Source organism: Streptomyces sp. NPDC048275, from assembly GCF_040652275.1.
Classification (GTDB): domain Bacteria; phylum Actinomycetota; class Actinomycetes; order Streptomycetales; family Streptomycetaceae; genus Streptomyces.
This window is the reverse complement of record NZ_JBEZLR010000006.1, coordinates 68,101-94,714: the sequence shown is the minus strand read 5'-3', so window position 1 is coordinate 94,714 and position 26,614 is coordinate 68,101. Positions and strand designations below refer to the sequence as shown.

At 72.2% G+C, this 26,614-nt stretch carries 5 protein-coding genes; 4 read left to right on the top strand and 1 reads right to left on the bottom strand.

Annotated elements, in window-relative coordinates; genetic code table 11:
* Positions 1-12: 12 nt before the first annotated feature.
* Entirely contained in the window at positions 13-21,765 is a 21,753-nt protein-coding gene (locus tag AB0D57_RS06205; RefSeq protein WP_362067715.1) for a non-ribosomal peptide synthase/polyketide synthase, read from the bottom strand.
* Positions 21,766-21,968: 203 nt separating this feature from the next.
* Here AB0D57_RS06205 and AB0D57_RS06200 point away from each other — a divergent pair, with 203 nt between their 5' ends.
* From AB0D57_RS06200 to AB0D57_RS06185, 4 genes are all read left to right on the top strand, one after another.
* Positions 21,969-22,994 (top strand): iron ABC transporter permease, encoded by a 1,026-nt coding sequence (locus AB0D57_RS06200; protein ID WP_362067568.1) that lies wholly within the window; start codon positions 21,969-21,971, stop codon positions 22,992-22,994.
* A 2-nt stretch (positions 22,995-22,996) separates the two neighbouring features.
* Entirely contained in the window at positions 22,997-24,085 is a 1,089-nt protein-coding gene (locus AB0D57_RS06195; protein ID WP_362067566.1) for an iron chelate uptake ABC transporter family permease subunit, read from the top strand.
* Positions 24,086-24,233: 148 nt separating this feature from the next.
* The gene (locus AB0D57_RS06190; protein WP_362067713.1) at positions 24,234-25,109 is read left to right on the top strand and encodes an ABC transporter ATP-binding protein; all 876 of its coding nucleotides are present in this window, start codon (positions 24,234-24,236) and stop codon (positions 25,107-25,109) included.
* 104 nt (positions 25,110-25,213) lie between these two features.
* Positions 25,214-26,554, top strand: a complete 1,341-nt coding sequence (locus AB0D57_RS06185) for a SidA/IucD/PvdA family monooxygenase (RefSeq protein ID WP_362067564.1) — start codon at positions 25,214-25,216, stop codon at positions 26,552-26,554.
* The last annotated feature ends 60 nt before the right edge of the window (positions 26,555-26,614 follow it).

Here is a 26,614-nt window from a genome sequence, read left to right as displayed (position 1 = left end):
ATGTCAGGGGTGTCATCGGTCTGCGCGGTCCACCAGGGCCTCCAGTGCCCGGAACCAGGTCTGTGCCAGGTCGCGGACGGATTCCTCCGTCAGCAGCCCGTCGGCGTAGGCCCAGTGGGCGCTGAGCTCCGGTCCCCCGGGGTGGTCCTCGGTGAGGGAGTTGACGGTGAGGGCATGCGACATCGGCAGGCCCGGGTCGGCGTCGAGATCGGCGGCGTCGCCCTCGACGGCGTAGGACCAGTCGGCGGCCTCGGGGTGGTCGAAGCGGCCCATGTAGTTGAACTCGATGCCCGGTGCGTCGAGTTGCGCCATTTCGGGTCCGGTGCGCGGGTTGAGGTGGCGGAGCAGGCCGTGCCCGATGCCCGCGGTGGGCAGCGCGGTCAGGTGGTCCCTGATCCGGGCGAGCGCCAGGTCCAGTTCCGGGCCGCCCGCGAAGGCGTCCGCCAGGTCGATCTCCCCGAGGTCGAGACGGACCGGGACGACGCTGGTGAACCAGCCGACCGTACGGGACAGATCGGCGTCCGACGCGAGCTCCGCCTCCCGGCCGTGGCCCTCCAGGTCCACCAGCACCGCGTTGCCTCCGGTCCCTGTCCCCCGCTGCCGCCAGTCGGCGACGGCCAGGGCGAACGCGGTCAGCAGCACGTCGTTGACGGTGGCGCCGAAGGCCGCGGGCACCCGGCTGAGCAGGGGGGCGGTGCGGTCGGCGGGCAGGGTCAGGGACAGGCGCCGGGTGGACGCGACGGTGTCCCGGGCCGGGTCGAGCGGCCGGGTCTGCGGCAGAGCGGCGCCGTCGGCCAGGACCGAACGCCACAGAGGCAGTTCGTCCTCGCGTACGGGGTCGGCGGCGCGCGCGGCGAGCAGGTGCGACCAGCGGCGGAAGGACACGTCGACGGGGGCGAGGTCGGGCGTGCGGCCCGCCGCGACCGCCGCCCAGGCGGCGGCCAGGTCCGGCAGCAGGATCCGCCAGGAGACGCCGTCCACCACCAGGTGGTGGACGAGCAGCAGCAGGCGTCCCGGGCGCTCGGGGCCCGCGTCGAACCAGACCGCCCGCACCATCGCCCCGGCGTCCGGGGCGAGCCGGTCCCTGGCGACGCGCGCCTGCTCGGCGATCACCGCGCGCAGGGCCGTGTCGTCGGCGCCGGTCACATCGGCGCGGACGAGCCACTCCGCCACGTCGACCGTGTCGGCGGCGGGTACGCGCAGGGTCCACCGCGCGCCGCCGTCGCTGCGGTCGAGCCGGGCGCGCAGCATGTCGTGCCGGTCGGCGACGGCCCGCAGGACCGCCAGCAGTCCGGCCTCGTCCAGGGCGGCCGGGGTCTGGACCAGGGCGGCCTGGTGGTATCCGTCGATGGGGCCGCCGCGTTCGCGCAGGGCGTGCATGATCGGCGTGAGCGGGACGGCGCCGTCGTCGTGCCCGCGGACCGCCTCCGCCGGGTCCAGTGGGACGGCGACGGCGGCCAGCGCGGCCACGTCCCGGTGCTGGAAGACCTGGCGCGGGGTGATCCCCAGGCCCGCCGCACGGGCCCGGCCGACCAGCTCCATGGCGACGAGGCTGTTGCCGCCGAGGGCGAAGAAGTCTCCGGCGGCGCCGACGGCTTCGGCGGGCAGCCCCAGTACGTCGCCGAAGACCGCGCACAGCGCGCGCTCGATGTCGTTCTCGGGCTGCCGGCCGCCGCCCGCGAGCGCGGTGAAGTCCGGCGCGGGCAGCGCCTTGCGGTCGAGTTTGCCGTTGGACAGCAGCGGCAGCCGGTCCAGGACCACGACGGCGGCCGGAACCATGTACTCCGGCAGTACGGCGGCCACATGCGCCCGCAACTGGGCCGGGTCGGCAGCCGTGCCGCCTTCGGCCGCCACGACGTACCCGACGAGTTGCTTGACCCGGGGCCGGTCCTCGCGGGCGACGACCACGACCTGGGCGACGCCCTCGTGGGAGCCGAGGGCCGCCTCGACCTCGGCGAGTTCGATCCGGTAGCCGCGGATCTTGACCTGGTCGTCGGTGCGTCCCGCGTATTCCAGCTGTCCGCCCTCCGTCCAGCGGGCCAGGTCGCCGGTGCGGTACATCCGGGCGCCCGCCGGTCCGAAGGGATCGGCCACGAACCGCTCGGCCGTCTGGTCGGGCCGGCCGAGATAGCCGCGCGCCAGTCCGGCACCGGAGAGGTACAACTCGCCCGTGACACCGGGCGGTACGGGTCGCAGCGCCGAATCCAGCACATACGCCCGGGAGTTGTGCACCGGGCGCCCGACGACCGGGGTGGCACTGTCCGCCACCCTGCCGACGAGGGCGTCGACGGTGGCCTCGGTCGGACCGTAGAGGTTGAACGCCTCCGTGGCGCGCAGGGCGGCCAGTTGGGACCAGAGCGCGTCCGGGACCGCCTCGCCGCCGAAGCCGACCACGGCCAGCGGGCAGTCGCCGTCCTCCCCGATCAGGCCGCTGTCGGCCATCTGGGCCAGCAGGGACGGGGTGACCTCGATGAAGTCCAGCTCCTGGCTGCGGATGAGCGCGGCGAGGAGTGCGGGGTCGCGGCGGGTCTCGTCGTCCGCGATGTGCAGGGCGTGCCCGTCGAGCAGCCACAGCTGCGGCTGCCAGGACGCGTCGAAGGAGAACGACCAGGCATGGCCGACCCGCAGATGCCGGCGACCGGTCAGCTCCTTCGCCCGGTCGTGCAGGTCGTGCCGGTGGCTGTGGAAGAGGTTGGCGACGCTGCGGTGGGTGACGACCACGCCCTTGGGCCGCCCGGTCGAGCCGGAGGTGTAGATGACGTAGGCCGGATGGTCCGGGGCGGGTGCCGTCGGCTCGATCCCGGGTACGTCGTCCAGCGCGTCCAGCAGCAGGGTGCGGACGGTGGTCTCCGGGAGCGCGGGGGCCACTTCGGAGGTGGTGAGGACCAGCGCGGGGCGCGCGTCGGCGAGCAGGTCGCGGATCCGCTCCGCGGGCAGGTCGGCGTCGAGCGGCAGATACGCCGCGCCGGCCTTCAGCACCGCCAGGATCGCGGTGATGTGGTCGGCCGTACGGGGCAGCGAGAGGGCCACGATCCGTTCGGGAGCGGCGCCCTCGGCGGCCAGCACCCGGGCGAGCCGGTCGGCGCGCGCGTTCAGCTCGGCGAAGGTCCAGGTGACGTCCGCGTCGGTGACGGCGATCGCGTCCGGGGTGGCCGCGGCCTGCGCCGCGAAGAGCGCGGGAACGGTGCCCGGTCCGACAGGGAGGGCGTTGTCGTTCCAGGTCTCCAGGAGGGTGTGGCGGTCGGCGGGGGTGAGGACGTCGAGCCGTCCGACGGGCTGTCCGGGGTCGGCGGTCATGGCCTCGAACAGCGTGAGCATCGATTGCGCGAGCCGCCGGGCGGTCGTCTCCTCGAAGAGGTCGGGCCGGAACTCGGCGGTCAGCCGAAGCCGTTCGGCGGGCTCCACGGCCCACGCGAACGGGTAGTGGGTGGAGTCCTCGTGGTCCCGGACGCTCACGCGAGGTCCGCTGCCGTCCTCCTCGCTCTCGACGACGGGGTACGACTCGAAAACGACCAGCGTGTCGAAGAGCTCGCCGAGCCCCGCGCCGCGCTGGATGTCGGCCAGACCCAGGTGCTGGTGGTCCAGGAGCCGGGACTGCTCCTCCTGCAACCGGTCCAGGAAGGCACCCACCGGCTCGTCGTCCCGGAGCCGGACGCGCACCGGCACGGTGTTGATGAACAGGCCGATCATCGACTCGACGCCGTCCAGCTCGGGCGGCCGTCCCGCCACGGTGGCGCCGAACACCACGTCGTCGCGGCCGGTCAGCCGGGACAGCAGCAGTCCCCAGGCCGCCTGCACCAGGGTGTTGACGGTGACGCCCCGACTGCGGGCGAGCGCGGTGAGCGCCTCGGTCAGCCCGGCGTCCGCGTGCACGGTGTGGGTACGCGGCACGACCGCGGACCGGTTCGGGTCGGCGGGGACGAGATGCGTGGGCTCGGCCAGGCCGTCCAGGGCTTCGCCCCAGGCGGACCGGGAGACGGCCACGTCCTGGCGGGCGAGCCAGCGCAGATAGTCCAGGTAGGGGGCGGGCGCGGGGAGTTCCCGCCCCGCGTACAGCTCCCACAGCTCGGACATCAGACGCGGCACCGACCAGCCGTCCAGCAGCAGGTGCTGGTGGGACAGGACGAGCCGGTGCCGGTCAGGGCCGGTCCGGGCGAGGAGCAGCCGTAGCAGCGGCGGCTCGGCGGGGTCGAAGCGGCGCCGCTCCTGGCCTAGCAGCCGCTCCCAGCCGCTTTCCTGTTCAGGGGCGTCGAGGTGGCGCCAGGGCAGGGTCACCGTGCGCGGTACGACGGCCACCGGGCGGCCGGTGGACAGGTGCCGGAAGCCGGAGCGGAGGCTGTCGTGCCGGTCGAGCAGCGCCTGCCCGGCGGCGCGCAGCCGTTCGGTGTCCAGGGGGCCCTCGATGTCGTACGACACCTGGACCGTGTAGACGTCCGGGCCCGCGTCGCCCGAGTCGAGGGCGGCGTGGAAGAGCAGACCGGCCTGGAGCGGCGACAGCGGCAACAGGTCGGCGTGGTCGGGGAGTTCGGCCCGCTCGTCCGCGGTGAGGTCGAGCAGCGCGGTGGCCGGTTCGTCGGCCGTGTCCCGCCGTCGTACGGAGTCCTCGGCGACGGCGGCCAGGCCGGCGGCCGACTTGTGCCGGAAGACGTCACGCGGGGTGATCGTCAGGCCCGCCGCGCGCACCCGCCCGACCAGTTGCATGGCGACGATGCTGTCTCCGCCGAGGGCGAAGAAGTCGTCGTCGGGGCCGACCCGTTCGAGCCCGAGCACGGTCGCGATCAGCTCGCACAGCAGGGCCTCGCGGGGGGTACGCGGCAGGGTCGCGGTGACCTCGGCGGCGAAGTCGGGCGCGGGCAGGGCCCGCCGGTCCAGTTTGCCGTTGGGGGTGAGCGGGAGCGCGTCCAGGGGGATGACGGCGGCCGGGACCATGTGGGCGGGCAGGGCGGCGGACAGGGCGGCGCGCAGGCGGGACGTGTCGTGGGCGCCGACCGGGACGACGTAGGCGACGAGGCGGTCGTCCCGGACGAGGACGGTGGCGTGCGCGACGGTCTCGTGCGCGGCCAACACCGCCTCGATCTCACCGAGTTCTATCCGGAAACCACGCAGCTTGACCTGATCGTCCACCCGGCCCAGGTACTCCAGCTCACCGTCCCGGGTCCAGCGGGCCAGGTCTCCCGTGCGATACATCCGGCTCCCGGCGGGCCCGTACGGGTCCGCCGTGAACCGCTCGGCGGTCAAACCCGCCCGGCCGAGATAGCCCCGGGCGAGCTGCGCCCCAGCGAGATACAGCTCCCCCGCCACCCCGGGCGGCACCGGGCGCAGCACCGCGTCCAGCACGTACGTCCGGGTGTTCCACACCGGGCGGCCGATCGGCACGGCGGTCGCGCCGGGCAGGATCTGGCCGGCCGTCACGTCGACGGACGCCTCGGTGGGCCCGTACAAGTTGTGCAACGCGGCACCGGGCAGCACCTGGTGGAAACGCCCGGCCACGGGCACCGGCAAGGCCTCACCACTGCACATCACCTGACGCAGGCTCGCGTCGCAACCCACCGCTGTCGGTTCATCAAGGAAGGCCTGGAGCATCGACGGCACGAAGTGAGTGGTGGTGACCCCACACTCCTTGATCAGCCCGGCCAGATACGCCGGATCCTTGTGCCCCTCCGGCTTGGCAAGCACCAGGGTCGCCCCCGTGATCAGCGGCCAGAAGAACTCCCACACCGACACATCGAAACTGGACGGCGTCTTCTGCAACACCCGGTCCGCCGGCTTGAGGCGATAGGTGTCCTGCATCCACAACAGCCGGTTCACGATCCCCGCCTGCGGCACCACCACACCCTTGGGACGCCCGGTGGAACCAGACGTATAGATCACATACGCCGGATGACGCGGATCGTACGACGTCGGCAGCTCACCGTGCGGCCCCTCGGGCAGACCACCCGCGATCACACACACCGGCCCGGCGTCATCCACCATGAAAGCGATCCGCTCAGCCGGATAATCCGCATCCAACGGCAGATAAGCAGCACCCGCACGATGCACAGCCAGCAACGCGACCACCAGATCCACCGAACGCGGCAGCGACACCGCCACCACACCCTCCGGACCGACCCCCATACCGGACAGCACACCCGCCAACCGCTCCACCCGCGCATCCAACTCCGCGTACGACAACACATCACCCTCGAAGACCAGCGCCGTCGCCCCCGGCGTCGCCGCCACCTGCGCCCGGAACAACTCCGGCAGAGTCAGACCGGGCACCTCGCGGCCGGTGTCGTTCCAGTCGGTGAGGACGCGGGTGCGTTCGTCGTCGGCGAGGAGTTCGAGGAGCCCGACCGGCCGGTCGGGGGTGGCGGTGGCCTGTTCGAGGACGCTGACCAGGCGGGCGGCGAGCAGTTCGGCGGTGCTGGGGTCGAAGAGGTCGGTGCTGTACTCGATCCAGCCCTGGATGCCGTTGCCATCGCCCTGTTCGACGAAGTCGAAGCTGAGGTCGAACTTGGCGGTCTCCTGGCCGATCGGTTCGGGGCGGGCGGTGAGTCCGGGCAGGCCGGGGGTGCCGCCGGGTCCGGCGAGGTGGACGACCATGACCTGGAAGAGCGGGTGCCGGGCGAGGGAGCGCTCCGGGTTGACCGCCTCCACCAGCCGATCGAAGGGCAGGTCCTGGTGCTCGTACGCCGCCAGGTCGGTCTCCCGCACCCGGCGCAGCAGTTCGGCGAAGCCCGGGTCGCCGGAGAGGTCGGTGCGCAGGACGAGCGAGTTGACGAAGAACCCGACGAGGTCTTCCAGGTCCTCGTCCGTGCGCCCGGAGACGGGTGCGCCCAGCGGGATGTCGTCGCCGGCGCCGAGCCGGTGCAGCAGGGTGGCCACGGCGGCCTGAGCGACCATGAACATGCTGGCGCCCTCGCGGCGGGCCAGTTCGCGCAACTCCCGTTCCAGCCGCGGCGGGACGGTGAACCCGACGGTGCCGCCGCCGTGCCCCGACTCGGCCGGGCGCGGCCGGTCGGTGGGCAGAGCAAGCTCCACGGGCAGGCCGCGCAGCGACTCGGTCCAGTGGGCGAGCAGGTCGATGCCGGTGTCGTCGAGCAGGTCGCGCTGCCAGAGGGTGTAGTCGGCGTACGTCACCGGCAGCGGCGCCCAGTCGGGGGCGTGGCCCGCTGTCCGGGCGGCGTAGGCGGTGCTCAGGTCGGCGAGCAGCGGCCGCTGCGACCACTCGTCGGTCGCGATGTGATGGAGCAGGAGCAGCAGGACGTGCTCGTCGGGGCCGGTCTCGAACAGGGTGACCCGCAAGGGAAGTTCGTGTTCGAGGTCGAAGGCGTACGCGGCGCACTCGGCGAGCCGCTCGTACGACTCGGTGGTGATCGCGACCTGCGCCTGGGCCGGGTCCAGGACACGCTGGTACGGCAGCCCGTCCTCGGCGGGGAAGACCGTGCGCAGGGTGGCGTGGCGGGCGACGAGGTCGTTGACGGCCTGCGCCAGGGCGACCCGGTCCAACCGGCCCGTGAGTCGCCAGGCGGCGGGAATGTTGTACGCCGGGTTCGGCCCGTCCACCTGGTGCAGCAGCCACAGCCGCCGTTGGGCGGAGGACAGCGGCAGCCGTTCGGGGCGTGTCCGGTCGGCCGTGAGCGCGGGGCGGGTCAGGGCGCGGGGGTCACCGAGGGCGGCGGCGAGCCGGGCCACGGTGGGCGCGTCGAAGACCGCGCGGAGCGGCACCTCGGCGTTCAGGACCGTACGGATGCGACTGACCAGCCTCATCGCCAGCAACGAATGACCGCCGAGGGCGAAGAAGTCGTCGTCCACACGGATGTGTTCGAGCCCGAGGACAGCCGCGAACGCCTGGCACAGGAGTTCCTCGTGCGGGGTCCGGGGCCCACGGCTGGTGACGACGGCCGAGAAGTCGGGGGCGGGCAGGGCTCCCCGGTCGAGCTTGCCGTTGGGGGTGAGGGGCAGGGCGTCCAGGGGGATGACGGCGGCCGGGACCATGTGGGCGGGCAGGGCGATGGCGGTGTGGGCGCGCAGGACGTCCGGGTCCGGTGCGGCACCGGGGGCGGGGACGACGTAGGCGACGAGGCGGTCGTTCCGGACGAGGACGGTGGCGTGCGCGACGGTCTCGTGCGCGGCCAACACCGCGTCGATCTCACCGAGTTCGATCCGGAAGCCACGCAGCTTGACCTGATCGTCGACCCGGCCCAGGTACTCCAGCTCACCGTCCCGGGTCCATCGGGCGAGGTCGCCCGTGCGATACATCCGGCTTCCGGCGGGCCCGTACGGGTCCGCCGTGAACCGCTCGGCCGTCAGACCCGCCCGGCCCAGGTAGCCCCGGGCCAGCTGCGCCCCAGCGAGATACAGCTCCCCCGCCACCCCGGGCGGCACCGGGCGCAGCGCCGCGTCCAGCACGTACGTCCGGGTGTTCCACACCGGGCGGCCGATCGGCACGGCGGTCGCGCCGGGCAGGATCTGGCCGGCCGTCACGTCGACGGACGCCTCGGTGGGCCCGTACAAGTTGTGCAACTCGGCGGCGGGCATCACCTGATGGAAGCGTCCGGCCAGGAGCACCGGCAGCGCCTCGCCACTGCACATCACCCGACGCAGGCTCGCGCCGCAACCCGCCACCCTCGGTTCATCGAGGAAAGCCTGGAGCATCGACGGCACAAAGTGAGTCGTGGTGATCCCACAGTCCTTGATCAGCCCGGCCAGATACACCGGGTCCTTGTGCCCCTCCGGCTTGGCAAGCACCAGGGTCGCCCCCGTGATCAGCGGCCAGAAGAACTCCCACACCGACACATCGAAACTGGACGGCGTCTTCTGCAACACCCGGTCGGCCGAGGTGAGGCCATACGCGTCCTGCATCCACAACAGCCGGTTCACAATCCCCGCCTGCGGCACCACCACACCCTTGGGACGCCCGGTGGAACCAGACGTATAGATCACATACGCCGGATGACGCGGATCGTACGACGTCGGCAGCTCACCACCCGGCCCCTCGGGCAGACCACCCGCGATCACACACACCGGCTCGGCGTCATCCACCATGAAAGCGATCCGGTCGGCCGGATAGTCCGCATCCAACGGCAGGTAGGCAGCACCCGCGCGATGCACGGCCAGCAACGCGACCACCAGATCCACCGAACGCGGCAGAGAGACGGCCACGACACCCTCCGGACCGACCCCCATACCGGCCAGCACACCCGCCAGCCCCTCCACCCGCGCATCCAACTCCGCATACGTCAGAACATCACCCTCGAAAACCAGCGCCGTCGCCCCCGGCGTCGCCGCCACCTGCGCCCGGAACAACTCCGGCAGAGTCAGACCGGGCACCTCGCGGCCGGTGTCGTTCCACTGGCGCAGTACGAGGTGACGCTCGTCGGCGTCGAGCAGGTCGAGGTCGGCGACCGGGACGGCGGGGTCGGCGGCGATCCGCGCGAGCAGCCGCACCGTACGCTCCGTCAGGCGCTGTGCCGTCGGGGGGTCCACGAGATCGGTCGCGTAGTGCAGGAGCAGGGACAGGCGGCCCTCCGCGGCCTCGTCCACGAAGGTGAAGTGGAGGTCGAACTTGGCCATCCCGGTGTCCATGTCGAACCACTCGGTGGACATGCCGAGGACGTCGGGGTCGCCGTCCGGGCGGTAGTGGTAGCCCAGCATGACCTGGAAGAGCGGGTTGCGGCCGGCCACCCGGGGCGGGTTCAGTGCCTCGACCACCCGGTCGAAGGGCACGTCCTGGTGCTCGAAGGCGGTCAGCGCCGACTCCCGTACCCGGGCGAGCAGGTCGGTGAAGGTCGGGGCGTCGGACAGATCGGTCCTGAGTACGAGAGTGTTGACGAAGAAGCCGACGAGGTCGTCCAGGGCGGCGTCGGTGCGTCCGGCGACCGGGACGCCGAGCGGGATGTCGTCGCCCGCGCCGAGCCGGTGCAGGAGAGTGGCGGTGGCGGCTTGGAGCAGCATGAACATGCTTGCTCCGGCGTCTGTCGACAGCTCGCGCAGGCCCGCGGTGACGTCCGCCGGGATGTCGATCCGGACCGTGCCGCCGCGGCCGGTGGGTTCGGCCGGGCGGGGGCGGTCCAGGGGAAGGGCGAGCTCGTCCGGGAGGCCGTTCAGCGCGGTGCGCCAATAGGCGAGTTGGCGTTCCTCGACCTGGTCCAGCAGCTGTTCCTGCCAGAGCGAGTAGTCGGCGTACTGCACAGGCAGCGGCGCCCATCCTGGTGTGCCGCCCGCCGCGCGGGCCTCGTAGGCGGTGTCGAGTTCGCGCAGGAAGGGGCGGTCGGACCACTCGTCGGTGGCGATGTGATGCAGGACGACGGCGACGACATGATCGGCCGGGGCGATCCTGAACACCTCAGCCCGCAGGGGCAGTTCGCGGGCCAGGTCGAAGGGTCGCCGCTGGGCCGTCTCGATCAGCCCGGGCAGTTCGGCCTCGCCGCAGTCGGTCACGGCGAACGACGGCTCGGCGTCCTCCGGAGCCAGGATGCGCTGGTACGGCTCGCCCTCGTGCTCCCCGAAGAGGGTACGCAGGGCCTCGTGCCGTCCGGCCACATCGCGCAGCGCGACCCGGAGCGCGTCCAGGTCCAGGTCCCCGCGCAGCCGGAAGACCAGCGGGAAGTTGTACGCGACGCCTCCGCCGGTGATCCGCTCGACCAGCCACAGCCGTCGCTGGGCCGCCGACAACGGGATCCGCTCGGGCCGTTCCGTCACCGGGACGACCGCCGGGCGGGTGGGCCTGCCGCCGTCGTCCGCGCGGTCGGCCAGCAGGGCGGGCGTCGGGGCCTCGAAGAGGTCGCGGATGGCGAGTTCGGCGCCCAGTTCCGTACGGGCCCGGCTGACCAGGCGGGTGGCTAGCAGCGAGTGGCCGCCCAGGTCGAAGAAGTTGTCCTCGGCGCCGACGGATGCCGGCAGTCCCAGCACCTCGCCGAACAGCCGGCACAGCACCTCTTCACGCGGGGTGCGCGGGCCGCGACCGCCGCCCAGTGCGACGGCGGGTTCGGCGTCGGGCAGAGCCCTGGTGTCGAGCTTGCCGTTGTCGTTCATCGGCAGCCGGTCGAGGGTGACGAAGGCGGCCGGGACCATGTAGTCGGGCAGATCGCGCTTCAGGTCCTCGCGCAGGCGCCGTACGAGGGCGCTGGCGTCGCGTGCCGCGGTGGGGTTGTTGGCGTAGGGCGCGGTGCCGCCGCCCGGCGCGTACAGCCCGCCGGCCACCCGGAAGTCGCCCTCGGTGACGAACAGCGCGTCGAACGCGCCCACTTCACTCGACCAGGTGGTCAGCACTCGATAGCCCAGCCGGGCGCCGAGAGCGTGCAGTTCCTCGGGGTCCACACCGTCCGTGGCCGTCCGGCCGTCGGGGACCGAGGTGATCCGCAGCCGCTCGGGCCGCTCGGTGCGCAGCCGCTCGGGCAGGTTCGGGTGCCACTCCACCACCGGTTCGTCGCCGAGCCGCAGGTCGGCCTCGCCGGCGTACAGCACCGCGTCGTAGCGGTGCCGGGTCAGTTCGTTGTGGTGGCGGCCCCGCTTGGTGCGCAGGTCGACGCCGTAGCCCAGGCCGGTGAAGTAGTCGGGGTCGACGAGGAGTTCCTTCTCCAGCCGCAGGCCGCGCTCGACCGCCCGGCCCATGTCGTCCTCGGCGGTGCCCCGGGCCTGCTGGATCTCCGTGTGGAAGGTGCGGGCGAGCCGCAGGTTGCGGACGTCGCCGACGAACAGGGCGCCGCCGGGGGCCAGCAGGTCCATCGCGCCGTGGATGACGGCGGTCAGATAGTCGATGCTGGGGAAGTACTGGATGACGGAGTTGATGACGACGGTGTCGAAGAACCCCTCGGGGAGCCCGGTCAGGTCGTCGGCCGGGCGGCAGCGCAGTTCGACCTTGGCCGCCAGCTCCGGGTCGCGGAGCAGGTCCTCGCCGATCTTGCGGATGACGGGGGCGGCGAAGTCGGTCGCCCAGTAGGACTCGGCCTCCGGGGCGAGACGGGACAGCAGCAGCCCGGAGCCGACGCCGATCTCGAGGACGCGGCGCGGCTGGAGGGAGCGGATCCGGTCGACCGTGGCCTCGCGCCACTCGTGCATGTGGTCGAAGGGGATGGGCTGTCCGTCGTACGAGCTGTCCCAGCCGGCGTACTCCTCGGTGAAGACGGCGGTGCTGATCTCCTCGTACTCGTCGGAGTAGATCTCCTGCCACTCGCCGACCTGGGCCCGCTCGGCCGACTCCCGCTCGTCCTCGCTCAGGTCGGCGGGCACGACATAGCCGACCAGCCGGTCGTCGCGTACCAGTACGGCGGCCTGGGAGACCTGTGGATGGCGGCTGAGCGCGGTCTCGATCTCGCCGAGTTCGACCCGGTAGCCACGGATCTTGACCTGGTCGTCGGTGCGGCCGAGGAAGTCCAGGTTGCCGTCGGCACGGCGGCGGAGCAGGTCTCCGGTGCGGTACATGCGCTCGCCGGGCGTGCCGAACGGGTCGGCGACGAAGCGTTCGGCGGTCAGGCCCGGCCGGTCGAGGTAGCCGCGGGCCAGGCCGATGCCGGCGATGTACAACTCGCCGGGCACACCGTCCGGTACGGGGCGCAGCCAGGCGTCGAGGAGGTGGGCGCGGGTGCCGCGGATGGGGCGGCCGACGGTCGGGGTGTCGCTGTCGTGGGTGCCGCCGCCGAGGGTGTTGATGGTGTACTCGGTCGGGCCGTACAGGTTGTAGCCGTACGTGCCGTGTGTGTCGCGCAGCCGGGACCAGACCGTCTCCGAGACGGCCTCGCCGCCGAGCAGGACGAGCGGCGGTACGTGGCCTTCCAGCAGGCCTTCCTCGATGAGGAGGCGGGCGTAGGTGGGGGTGACGTTGACGACGTCGATCCGGTGGGCCTCGCAGTACGCCACCAGGGCCTCGGCGTCGCGTCGCAACTCCTCGTCACAGACGTGTACTTCGTGGCCTTCGACGAGCCACAGCAGTTCTTCCCACGACATGTCGAAGGCGAAGGACACGGTGTGCGCGATGCGCAGCCTCCGTCCGCCGGCCGAGGCGATGGCCGGTTCGAAGATCTCCTTCTGGTGGTTGAGCTGCATGTTCGTCAGACCGCGGTAGGGCGTGACCACGCCCTTGGGGCGGCCGGTGGAGCCGGAGGTGTAGATGACGTAGGCGGGGTGCTCCAGGCTGAACCGGGCGGTGACCGGCCCGTCCGGCCGGCCGGCCAGGTCCGCCGCCACGCCCGGGTCGTCCAGCAGGACGCGCGGGAGATCGCCCTCCAGGGTCCCGGACACGGACCGGGTGGTCAGCAGGAGCAGGAGGCGGGCGTCCGCCAGCATCAGGGCGAGGCGGTCGGCGGGGTGGTCCAGTTCAAGCGGCAGATAGGCGGCGCCCGTGCGCAGTACGGCGAACAGGGCGACGACCATGTCGATCGAGCGGGGCAGCCCAAGGGCGATCACCCGCTCGGGTCCGGCTCCGTGGTCCAGCAGCAGCCGGGCCATCCGGTTGACGGCGGCGTCGAGTTCGGCGTACGTCAGCGCGCGCTCACCGAAGACCAGCGCGGTCGCGTCGGGCGTGCGCGTGGCCTGCGCGGCGAGCAGGTCGGCGATGGTGTCCTCGGGGTCGGGCACCCGGCTGTCCGCCCACGCCGACCCCAGTGCGGCGTGTTCGGCGGGCAGCAGCGGGTCGAGTCCGCCGACCGGGGCGGCCAGGTCCCGGGTCATCCGGTCCAGCAGCAGGATGAAGCGGTCCAGCAGATCCTGGGCCTGCCCGGGGCCGACGAGGTCGGGGCGGTGGGAGAGGGTGACCCGGATGCGCGGGCCGGGCGTGACCACGAGGTTGACCGGGTAGTGGGTCGCGTCGACATTGGCCACGGCAGCGGCGCCGTGCCGCTCGCGCAGCCGCTCCAGGCGCTCGCCCGTGTCGTTGTCGCGCAGTACGAAGAGCGTGTCGAAGAGCCTGCGGTGGCCGGTCTCCGCCTGGAGGACGCCGAGGCCCAGATACTCGTACGGCATCAGCTCCAGGCGCCGGTTCTGGATGCGCCGCAGCAGGTCGAGGACCGGTTCCGTGGGGTCGTACGCGATACGGGCGGGCACGGTGTTGAGGAACATGCCGATGACGTTCTCGACGTCCGGGACCTCGCTGGGCCGCCCGGCGACGGTGGTGCCGAAGACGATGTCGGTGCGGCCGGTGGCCGAGGCCAGGGCGAGTCCCCAGCCGGCGTTGAGCAGGGTGTTGAGCGTCAGCCCGTGCGCGCGTCCCCTCTCGCGCAGCAGATCACCCAGCTCGGCCCCGAGCAGGGTGTCCAACTGCTCGGGGATGACCGGCTCCAGGCCCCGGTCGGCGGCGGCCGGGGCCAGCAGCGTGGGCTCGTCGAGACCGGCCAGGGCGGTCCGCCAGGCCGCGGTCGCGATGGTGTCGTCCTGGGTGCCGAGCCAGGTCAGGTAGTCGCGGTACGAGCCGGGCCGGGGCAGGGCGGAGGGGTCGCCGCCGGTCTCGTACAGCGCGAAGAGCTCGTCGAGGAAGAGCCACGCCGACCAGCCGTCCCACAGGATCAGATGGCGGCCGATGACGAGCCGGTCGCCGCGGTCCGCGCCGAGCCGCACGAGCAGCAGCCGGAACAGCGGGGGCGCGGCCAGGTCGAATCGGCGTGTTCGTTCGGCGTCCGTCAACTCCCGCAGTCGTACGTCCTGTTCGACAACGGGGAGGGCGGACAGGTCCACCACGTCGAGCGGTGTCTCGGGGGCGTCGACGATGAACTGGACCGGCTGGCGCAGCCCGTCGCTGGTGAACCCGGCGCGCAGGCTCGGGTTGCGGACCAGCAGGGCGCGGGCGGCGGCACGCAGCCGGCCGGCGTCGACCCGGTCGGCGAAGTCGAAGGTCTCGTGGACGGTGTAGACGTCCAACGCGCCGTCGTCGTACATGGAGTGGAAGAACAGGCCCTCCTGGAGGGGGGCCAGCGGCCAGATGTCGGCGACGTCGCCCGGGGCGAGCCGGTGGACGTGTGCGGTCTCCTCGTCGGTGAGGTCGAGGGTGTCGTGCCCGGCGCTCGGTTCGGCCGGGGCCGCGGTGACGGTGGCGGCCAGGGCGAGGGCGGCGGGGGTGCGGTGTTCGAACACATCGCGCGGGCTGAGCTCCAGGCCCGCGGCCCGGGCCCGGCTGGAGACGCTGATCGAGCGGATGCTGTCGCCGCCGAGCAGGAAGAAGTCGTCGTCCGGGCCGGTGTCTTCGAGACCGAGCACGGACGCGAAGATCTCCGTCAGCACGCGTTCCCGCTCCCCGGCCGGGGCCCGCCGGACGGCGGCGCGTTCCGCCTCGGGGGCGGGCAGCGCGGCGCGGTCCAGCTTGCCGCTGGGGGTGAGGGGGAGCGCGTCGAGGACGACATAGGCGTCCGGGACCAGGGGGGCGGGCAGCGCCTCGGCCAAGGCGGTGCGCAGGGCGAGGGTGTCGAGGTCGGGGGCGCCGGGGACGACGTAGGCGACGAGCCGCTGTTCGCGTACCAGCACGGCGGCCTGCGACACCTGCCGATGACGGCTGAGCGCGGCCTCGATCTCACCGAGTTCGATGCGGTTGCCGCGCAGTTTGACCTGGCGGTCGGTGCGGCCCAGGTACTCGACCGTGCCGTCCTCGCGCCGTCGCACCAGGTCCCCGGTGCGGTACATACGGGCACCCGGCGTCTCGGCGTACGGGTCGGCGACGAAGCGGTCGGCGGTGAGTGCCGGACGCCCGTGATAGCCGCGGGCCAGCTGTACACCCGTCAGATACAGCTCACCGCGAACCCCGGCCGGGACCGGGCGCAGGCATACGTCCAGGATCCGCAGCCCGGTGTTCCACACCGGTCGGCCGATCGGCACGGTGGTCGCGGGCTCACCGTCGTACGCGTGGTGGGTGACGTCCACCGCGGCCTCGGTCGGCCCGTAGAGGTTGTGCAGGGGTACGCCGGTCAGGGCACGCCAGCGCGCGGCGGTCTCCCCCGCCAGTGCCTCGCCGCTGCTGAACACCCGGCGCAGGCCGGCCGCCCACGTGGGATCGGCCGTCACCTCGTCCGCGCCCAGGAAGGCTTCGAGCATCGACGGTACGAAGTGCAGTGTGGTGACGTTCTGTTCACGGATCAGGTCGGCGAGATAGGCGGGGTCGCGGTGTCCGTCCGGCTCGGCGAGGACGACGGTGGCGCCCTCGCGCAGCGCCCAGAAGAACTCCCAGACGCTCACGTCGAAGCTGGACGGCGTCTTCTGGAGCACCCGGTCGTCCGGGGTGAGCCCGTACTCGCCCTGCATCCACGCGAGGCGGTTGACGACGGCCCGGTGGGTGACGACCACGCCCTTGGGGCGGCCCGTGGAGCCGGAGGTGTAGATCAGATAGGCGGGGTCGTCCGGATCGGCGGGGGTGGCGGGGGCCGCCTCGTGCGGTTCACGTGATGCGTGCGGCTCGTCCACGACGAGCGCCGTGAGGCCGTCGGCGTACGGGATTCGCGCCTCGTCGGCCGCGGTGGTCACCACCGTGCGCGCACCCGAGTCGGCCAGCATGTACGCCACCCGGTCGGCCGGGTAGTCGAGGTCGACCGGCAGATAGGCGGCACCGGACTTGAGTACGCCCAGCAGGGCGACCATCAGCTCCGCCGAGCGCGGCACGGCGACGGCGACGAACTGCCCCGGACCCACGTCGCGCGACGTCAGCCGACGAGCGACGGCGTCGGCGCGCGCGTCCAGTTCGGCGTAGGTCAGGGTGTCGGCGCCGAAGACGACGGCGACGGCATCCGGCGTGCGGGCCGCCCGCGCCTCGAAGTCGGCGGCGAGCGTGGTCTCCGGGACGGGCCGGGCGGCGCCGGTGAGGTGGGCGGTGGTGCGCTCCTGCGGGGAGAGCAGGTCGAGGTCGGCCACGGTGCGGCCGGGGTCGTCGGCGAGGGCTTCCAGGACGAGGGTGAGCCGGTCGGCGAGGGCTCGCACGGCCTCCGTGCCGAGCCGCTGGGCGTGGTGCTTGAGCCGCAGATCGAGGCGGCGGCCGGGCTTGACGATCAGGGCGAGCGGATAGTGGACCGCGTCGTGGAAGGCGTGTCCGGTGATCCGGATCGTGCCGGAGGGATCGCTGAGGCCCGGCTCGGCCGGGTAGTTCTCGAAGACGACGAGGGTGTCGAAGAGCTCGCCGTCGCCCGCGAGGCCCGCGACACGCTGGACTTCGGAGAGGCCGAGGTGCTGATGGCCGAGCAGCGCGCCCTGCTCGTCCTGAAGACGGCCCAGAAGGTGGCCGAGCGTGTCCGCGGGCTGCCAACGCAGGCGTGTCGGCAGGGTGTTGATGAACAGGCCGACCATCGACTCGATGCCGTCCACGGCGGTGTCCCGCCCGGAGACGGTCGTGCCGAAGACGACGTCCTGACGCCCGGTCAGCCGACCCAGCAGCAGACCCCACGCGCCCTGCACCGCGGTGCCGAGCGTCACTCCCTGCTCGCGGGCGCGGGCCGCCAGCCGGGCGGTGACCCGCTCGGACAGTTCGACCCGGACCTGCGCGGGCTCGACGGGCGTGCCGTCTGCGGGCGCCTCGACCAGCCGGGTGGGCTCGTCGAGCCCGGCGAGGGCGGTGCGCCAGACCTCGCGCGCGGCCTCGCGGTCCGCCGCCGCGAGCAGGCGCAGATGGTCGCGATAGGGGGCGACTTCGGGCAGCGGGGCGGGAATCTCCGCGTACAACGCCATCAGTTCGCGGTGCAGCACCGGCAACGACCAGCCGTCGGACACGATGTGATGGAAAGTCAGGACGAGTCGGCCGTGTTCGTCGCCGAGCCTGACCAGCGCGCAGCGCAGCAGCGGGGGGTGGGCGAGGTCGAAGCGGCGGGCGCGTTCGTCGGCGGCGACGGCGTCGGCGAGCGGGTGCCGGACCGCGGCGTCCTGCGCGGACAGGTCCACCTCGTGCCAGGGCAGCTCCACTCCCTGGGCGGTGATCTGCACCGGGCGGCCGTCGGTGAGCTGCCGGAAGCAGGCGCGCAGCGGGGCGTGCCGGTCCAGCAGTCGCTGGGCGGCGCGGCGCAGGGCGGTGGCGTCGACCGGGCCGGCCAGTTCGACGACCTGCTGGACGACGTAGGCGTCGCGGTCGGAGCCGTCCACCAGCGCGTGGAAGTAGAAGCCCTCCTGGAGCGGGCCGAGCGGCAGCAGGTCCTCGACGGTGACCGGGTGTTCGCCCTGGAGCGCGACGAGTTCGGCGTCGGTGAGCCGCACCAGCGGTGTGTCGTCGACGACGTCGGTGTCCGCGGCTGTTTCGCCTTCGACGACTTGGGCGAGTTCGGCGACCGTACGGCGGCGGAAGACGTCCCGCGGGGTCAGCGTCAGGCCCGCGCGGCGGGCGCGGATCAGCAGCTGGATGGCGATGATGCTGTCCCCGCCGAGGGCGAAGAAGTCGTCGTCGACGGTGACCGACCTGAGGCCCAGCGCCTGGGCGTACAGGCCGCACAGCAGTTCCTCGCGGGCGTCGCGCGGGGCGCGGCCCGAGCTGAGGGCGGTGTAGTCGGGTACGGGCAGCGCGGCGCCGTCCAGCTTGCCGCTGGGGGTGACCGGCAGCCGGTCGAGGGGGACGAGCGCGGCCGGGACCATGTACTCGGGCAGCCACTCGGCGGCGTACCCGCGCAGGGTCCGCATCAGTGCGCTCACGTCGCGGAACGGCGCGGGACGGTTGGCGTGCGGGTGGCGGCCGGTGCCGGGCCGGTACAGGGTGCCGAAGGGGGTGTCGCCGCGGGCGAACACGGCGTCGAGTCCGCCGTCCTCTGCGGTTCCGTTCCAGGTGACGGCGGTGCGGTGGCCGTGCCGTGCGGCCAGTTCGCGCAGTGCTTCGGGGTCGACCGCGTCGGCGGGCGGGCGGCTGCTGTCGTCCAGCGAACCGAGCGCGGCGAGGTCCTCGGCGAGCCGGGCGTTGGGGATGCCGGTGACGCGCAGCCGGTCGGGCCCGCCGTCGGCTGCCAGTCGGTCGGCGAGGGCGTCGAGGGTGGCGGGGCCGGACCAGGCCAGCTCCTCGACCGGGGAGGGCGCCTGATGTCCGGCACCGGGCGCGGGGTGTGCGAGGGGCCGCAGCACCACGTCGTAGCGGTAGCGCGTCAGTTCGTTGTGGTGGGCGCCGCGCTTGACGCGTACGTCGGCGGTGAAGCCCTCCAGGGCGGTGAAGAAGTCGGGGTCGAGGAGCAGTTCGCCCTCCCATGCCACCGACCGGTCCACGGCGGCGCGCAGCGCCTCCTTGTCGTCCGTGCCCTGCGCCGTGCCCTCCGCGCTGTCCGCCCGGCGGCTCTCCACGGCGGCGCGCAGGGTGCGCAGCAGCCGCAGATTGCGTACGTCGCCCACGAACACCGAGGCGCCCGGGGCGAGCAGACGGCGGACTTGGCGCAGTACGTCCGTCAGGTAGTCGGCGCTCGGAAAGTACTGGGCGACGGAGTTGAGGACGACGGTGTCGAAGTAGCCCTCGGGCAGACCGGTGGTGTCGTGCGCGGGGCGGGCCAGCAGTTCGACCCGGTCGGCGAGGCCGGGGACGGTTCCGACCTGGGCCTGGAGGGAGCGGATGGCCTCGTCGGAGAGGTCGGTGCCCCAATAGGCCTCGCAGTCCGGTGCGATGCGGGACAGGAGCAGGCCGCTGCCGACACCGATCTCCAGGACGCGGCGCGGCCGGAGCGCCGCGATGGCGTCCACCGTGGCCGCTCGCCACTCGCGCATCTCGGCGAGCGGGATGGGCAGCCCGTCGTACATGCTGTTCCAGCCGGCGAAGTTCTCCTGGAAGCCCTCGGATCCGGCGGCGGCGTAGAGGAGTTCGTGCAGGTCCTTCCATTCGGTGACCTCCGTCGTGCCGTCCGCGGAGGCCTCCAGCGAGGGCACGACGTACGCGGCGAGCCGCCGGTCGCCGGGACGGTCCTCGCGGACGACGACGGCCGCTTGTGCGACGGCGGGGTGGGAGCGCAGCACGGACTCGATCTCGCCGGGCTCGATGCGGAAGCCGCGGATCTTGACCTGGCTGTCGGCCCGGCCGAGGAACTCCAGGCGTCCGTCGGCTTTCCAGCGGACCAGGTCGCCGGTGCGGTAGAGGCGTTCGCCGGGTGCCCCGAAGGGGTCGGCGACGAATCGCTCGGCGGTGAGGTCGGGGCGGCCGAGGTAGCCGCGGGCGAGTCCGGCGCCGCCCAGGTACAGCTCGCCGGGGACTCCGGCGGGGACGGGCGTCAGCCTGCCGTCCAGTACGTAGGCGCGGGTGCCCGGGTCCGGGACACCGATGGGCACGATGCTGCCGGCGGGGGTGTCGGGGTCGCACCGGCCGAGGGTGGAGTTGGTGGTGGCCTCGGTCGGCCCGTACGCGTTGAACATCATGCGGCCGCGGGCGTAGCGCCCGACCAGTTCGGGCGATACCCGTTCCGTTCCCGCCAACAGGGTTGCGTCTGGCGGTAGTTGTACGTCGTCGGGCAGGGCGGCGAGCAGGGCGGGCGGCAGGATCATGAACGTGATGCCGTTGGCGTTCGCGTAGTCGGCGAGCGGCGCTTCGGGCACCCGCAGCTCGGCCGGTACGACGACGAGCCGGCCGCCGGAGAGCAGGCCGAGGCACAGGTCCCAGAAGGCCACGTCGAAGCTGGGCGAGGCGAACTGCAGAACCCGGCTGTGCGCACCGATGCCGAAGCGCTCGCTCTGGGTGGCGACGAGCTTCGCGACACCCGCGTGGGACAGCACGACACCCTTGGGGCGGCCGGTCGAGCCGGAGGTGTAGATGACGTACGCGGCGTTCGCGACCGTCAACTCCCCACGCAGTTCGGGGCCGTGGGCCCCGTGACGCGCGAGTTCGGCCGTCGTGTCCGGGGCGTCGAGGATCAGCAGGTCGGTGTCCGGCGGCAGGTCGGCGGCCACCTCCGCGGTGGTGACGAGGCAGACCGGGTCGGCGTCGGTGAGCATGTACGCGATGCGGTCGGCCGGGTAGTCGGTGTCGATGGGCAGATAGGCGGCACCGGACTTGAGGACGGCGACCTCGGCGACGATCAGTTCGGCCGAGCGCGGCACGGCGAGGGCGACCACCTTCTCGGGTCCCGCACCCCGTGCGACGAGGGCATGGGCGAGGCGTGCCGCGCGCTCGTCGAGTTCGGCGTAGGTGAGCCGGGTGTCGGCGAAGACAAGGGCCACGGCGTCAGGGCGGGCCTCGACCTGCGCGGCGAACATCTCCGGCCAGGTCGCGGCGGGCACTTGGTGCTCGGTGTCGTTCCACTCGACGAGGATCCGGTGGCGTTCCTCGTCACCGAGAAGCGCCAGGTCGCCGACGGTGGCGCCGGGGCGGGAAAGGGCATCCGTCAGCAGGGTCGCGTAGTGACCGAGCAGCCGGTCGACGGTCTCGGCCGCGAAGAGATCCGTCCGGTACGTCGCGTGCACCTCGCCCCCGCCGACGCGCAGGACGAGATCCAGCGGACCGCCGTCCCACAGCTGGGCCGATTCCGGGCCGGTGGTGAACCCGGTGTTGCAGAACACGCCTCCGCCGCGGGTGGGTTCAGGATCCAGCAGTGCGGTGAGCGCGGACAGCGGGACCCGGTGGGCGACGCCCTGCGCGCAGGCGGTGGCGGTGCGCGCGGCGAGTTCCGCGAACGGGGTGTCGTCGTCGAGTGCTATCCGTATCGGCAACCCGTCGTGAGCTATGGCGAGTTCGCCCACGCGACCGCCATAGCGGTGCAGGAGCGCGGCGTACGCGGCGAACAAGGTGGCCTCGGGGGCGATGGCTGCGAGCGCGCGAGTGCGGGTCAGTGTGTGACCGGCGGCGTGCTGCGGATAGGGGAAATCGACGGGAAGGACGGCTTCGGACGGCAGTGGAACGAGGTGTCCACGCCAGAATTCCGCCGTAGGCGCCGCCAGTTCTTCGTCACTCGAGTTACCCGACACAGGTGCCGCGCCTCCCAAAACATGCCGAACCAGCTCGTCAGAGCCCCGACCGGTCGCCATATTAAGGTAAGCATTACCTAACTAGATAGACCTTTCCGGGGACGAGAACTCCACAGCCCAGGGCGGTACAGTTAAGGGCCGCCTAACCTAAGGGAGTTGACCGTGGAGCAAGGCCGGTGACCCGGGCGGGCGGACTGCGCCCCACTCTGCTCGTGGGCCTGGTCCTCACGGTCCTGGCCCTCCTGTGTCTGCTGTCGATCGGCCTCGGCGCTCTCAACATTCCTCCGACGCAGGTCGTCCGGACCGTGTTCGGCGATCCGCCGAGCCAGAACGTCGAGGACGTGATCTGGTCGGTACGCGTCCCGCGCACCACCCTCGGACTGGCCACCGGAGCCGCACTCGGACTGTCCGGCGCCCTCATGCAGGCCCTGACCCGCAATCCCCTCGCCGACCCCGGGATCCTCGGCGTCAGCGCGGGCGCCGCCTTCGCCATCGTGATCGCGGTCGCAGTACTCGGAGTCGGCTCCCTTTACGGGTATGTGTGGTTCGCCTTCGCCGGGGCCCTCGTCGCCAGCGTGGTGGTCTTCCTGCTCGGCAGGCTGGGGCGCTCCGGCGCCACACCGGTCAAGCTCGCCCTGGCCGGAGTGGCCATCACCTCGCTGCTCTCCTCACTCACCAGCGCCGTCGTCCTCACCAACCCCGACGCCCTGGACCGCTTCCGCTTCTGGTCGGCCGGCTCCCTCGCCGGCCAGGACGGCGGTGTGGTGCTGCGGCTCCTGCCCTTCCTCGCCGTCGGCGCGGTCCTCGCCATCGCCTCCGCGCCCGCGCTCAACAGCCTGGCCCTCGGCGACGACGTGGCCGCCTCGCTCGGGCGGCGGATCGGTCTCGTACGACTCCAGGGCGTCACCGCCGTGGTGCTGCTCACCGGCGCGTCGGTCGCCGTCATCGGCCCGGTCGTCTTCCTGGGACTGGTCGTGCCCCACCTCGCACGGATTCTGGCCCAGCGGGCCGGACTCGGCCCCGACCACCGGTGGCTGCTCCCGCTCTCCGCGGCCCTCGCCCCCTGTCTGCTGCTCACCGCCGACATCCTCGGACGCCTGGTGGACCGGCCGCTGGAAATCCAGGCCGGGGTGCTCGTCGCGTTCATCGGAGGCCCCTTCTTCATCGCCCTGGTCCGCCGACGCAAACTCGCGGAGGTGTGAGCATGCCCGCACTCACCACGCCCACCGCCCCGACGACTCCCCGCGCGTCCAGGGCGCGCAAGACCTTCCGGCTGGTCGCCCCGCCCGTCTCCGGCGTGCTGCGGCCGCGGCTGATCGCGGTCTGCGTCGCGCTGACCGGCGCGGTGTTCCTGCTGTTCTGCTGGGGAGTCACCCTCGGCGACTATCCGATCGGTTTCACCGACGTGGTCAAGGCGCTGGCCGGCGTCGGCGACCCCAGTACCGTGATCGTCGTACAGGACCTGCGGCTGCCCCGCGCCCTGACCGGGCTGCTGGTGGGCATCGCCTTCGGGATCTCCGGAGCGGTGTTCCAGACGATGACGCGCAACCCGCTGGCCAGCCCGGACATGATCGGTCTGACCGAGGGCGCCGGGACGGCCGTGGTGGCGGGCATCGTGCTCGGCTGGGACAGCGGCCTCGGCACCCAGGGCCTCGGTCTGCTCGGCGCCCTGACCACGGCCCTGGTCGTGTACGCGCTGGCCTGGAAGCACGGAGCCACCGGCTACCGGATCATCCTGGTCGGCATCGGGGTGTCGTGGATCTGCACCAGCGCCACCGACTTCCTGCTCGCCAGGGGCCAGCAGTTCGCGGCGGAGGCGGCCGTCGGCTGGCTGGTCGGCAACCTCAACGGCCGTACCTGGGACATGGTCACCACACTCGCCGTCGCCATGGCCTTCCTCGTTCCCGTGGCCCTGGCACTGGGCCGCCAGATGCGCGTCCTGCAGCTCGGCGACGACGTGGCCGCCGGGCTCGGCACCCGTGTCCAACCGGTACGGCTCGCGCTCATGCTGACCGGGGTCGGCCTGATCGCCTTCGGCACGGCGGCCGCGGGACCGGTCGCCTTCGTCGCGCTCGCCGCCCCGCAGATCGCCCAACGCCTGGCCGGCACGGCATGGCCACCACCGGTCACCGCCGGACTCACCGGCGCGCTCGTCGTCCTCGGCTCCGACCTCATCGCACGTGAAGCGATCTCCGGCACCGAACTGCCGGTCGGGATCGTCACCGGCGTCCTCGGCGCGCCGGTACTGCTCTGGCTGCTCATCCGCGCCAACCGCGCGGGCTCAGGAGGCTGAACGCATGGCAACCACCACCCCCGGCCCGCCGCCACGCCCCGGCTCGGACACCTCCACGGACCACGAGACGGGCCCTGACTCCGGGACCACGGCGCCGATCACCACAGGTTCGGGTTCCGGTTTCACTTCCGGTTCCCGGACGACCACCATGACGACCACCACCGGTTCCGATTCCCGTACGACCACCACCGCCGCCTCCCGGCCGGGGCCCGAACTCAACGCGAGCGGTCTGCATCTGGCGTACGACCATCGACTGGTCGTCGAGGACCTCGACCTGGAGGTGCCCACCGGCCGGATCACCGCCATCGTCGGAGCCAACGCCTGCGGCAAGTCGACGCTGTTGCGCGCCCTGGCCCGGCTGCTGACGCCTCGCCAGGGGGCCGTGCACCTGGACGGCCGGGCGCTGCGCTCCATACCGGCCCGGGAACTGGCGCAACGGCTCGGGATCCTCCCGCAGACGCCGGTGGCACCGGAGGGGCTGACCGTCATCGACCTGGTCAGCCGGGGGCGTTCACCGCACCAGACCTGGTGGCGGCAGTGGTCGAAGGCCGACGAGCGCGCCGTGCACGAGGCCCTGGCGGCGACGAATCTGACGGAACTGTCCGACCGTTCCGTGGACGAGTTGTCGGGCGGGCAGCGCCAGCGCGCATGGATCGCGATGGCCGTGGCCCAGGGCACTCCCGTGCTGCTCCTCGACGAGCCGACCACCTATCTCGACCTGGCCCACCAGATCGACGTACTCGACCTCATCACCGACCTCAACCGGCGGGAACACCGCACGGTGGTGATGGTGCTGCACGACCTCAACCAGGCCTGCCGGTACGCCGATCACGTCATCGCCATGAAGTCCGGCCGCATCGTCGCCGAGGGGCCACCGGCCGACGTCATCACCGCGGCCACCGTCGAGGACGTCTTCGATCTGCGCTGCCAGGTCGTCACCGACCCGGTGAGCGGCACGCCGCTGGTGATTCCGATGGGCCGCCATCACGACGCGGTTCCGGCCGGATGGAATGACGAGGTTTAACAAGGACTTCCACCGGAACTGACAGCCAGTCATCCGGTCATCCCTCACAGGCCATTGCAAGGTAAGGCTTACCTTATCTACGATATGGCTCGCTGAGGGAGGCGATGTCCACGGTGAAAGCACCGCACTGCGAACCGGACACCATTCACGACGTCCTCGGAATAGGCTTCGGTCCGTCAAATCTGGCACTCTCCATCGCCATTGACGAACACAACACGAAGCTTCCCGAAAGCCAACGGCTCAAGGCACTCTTCCTGGAACGGCAGCCGAGCTTCGGCTGGCACCGGGGCATGCTCATCGACGACGCGACCATGCAGGTGTCCTTCCTGAAGGACCTGGTCACCATGCGGAACCCCACCAGTGACTTCAGCTTCCTGTGCTACCTACGGGAGCGGGGCCGACTGGTCGACTTCCTCAACCAGAAGACGCTCTTCCCGCTCCGCGCCGAGTTCCACGACTATTTCGAGTGGGCCGCCGCCAGGGTGCGCCACCTCGTCGAGTACTCCTGCGAGGTGCTGTCCGTCTCCCCCGTACGCGGGGACGACGGCGAGGTGTCCTACCTGGACGTGACCTGCCGTCACCCGGACGACCCGGCCCGCACCGTGACCCACCGGGCCCGCAACATCAGTGTGGCCGTCGGCCTCGAACCCCATCTGCCGCCCGGCACCGTCCTGTCCGAACGGGTCTGGCACAACAGTCAGTTGATCCCTAACGTCGCCGAACTGACCGCCAGGGACACCCCGGTGCGCCGGGCCGTCGTGCTCGGCGCCGGCCAGAGCGCCGCGGAGGCGGTGGACTACCTCCACCGCACGTTCCCCGACGCGGAGGTCTGCGCGGTCTTCGCCAAGTACGGGTACACCCCCGCCGACGACAGCCCCTTCGCCAACCGGATCTTCGACCCCGAGGCCGTGGACGTGTACTTCTCGTCCCCTCCCGAGGTCAAACAGTCCCTCGTCGACTACCACCGCTCCACCAACTACTCGGTCGTCGACATGGACCTGATCGAGGCCCTCTACTCGACCGCCTACCGCGAGAAGGTGCACGGCCGGGAACGACTGCGGTTCCTCAACGTCTCCCGCATCCGCGATGTGCGCGAGCACCCCGACCGACTCGACGTCGCCGTGGAGTTCCTGCCCACGGGCGAACGGCAGGTCATGGAGGCCGACCTGCTCGTCCATGCCACCGGCTACCGTTCCCGGGACATCGGCGCCCTGCTCGGTGACTCCGCCAAGCTCTGCCTGCGCGACGACGGCGACGACGTCCGCGTCGGCCGCGATCACCGGGTGGAGGTCGCGGCCGAGGTGACCGCGGGCATCTACCTCCAGGGCGGCACCGAGCACACCCACGGGCTGACCTCGACCCTGCTGTCCACCACGGCGATCCGCGCCGGCGAGATCCGCGACTCCCTGGTCGCGCGCCGGGCCACCGGCCGGGCCACCGTCTGACCCTTCTCCGACCGACCCTTCTCTGGAACCGTGAACACTTTTGCCGAAAGTGTTCACGGT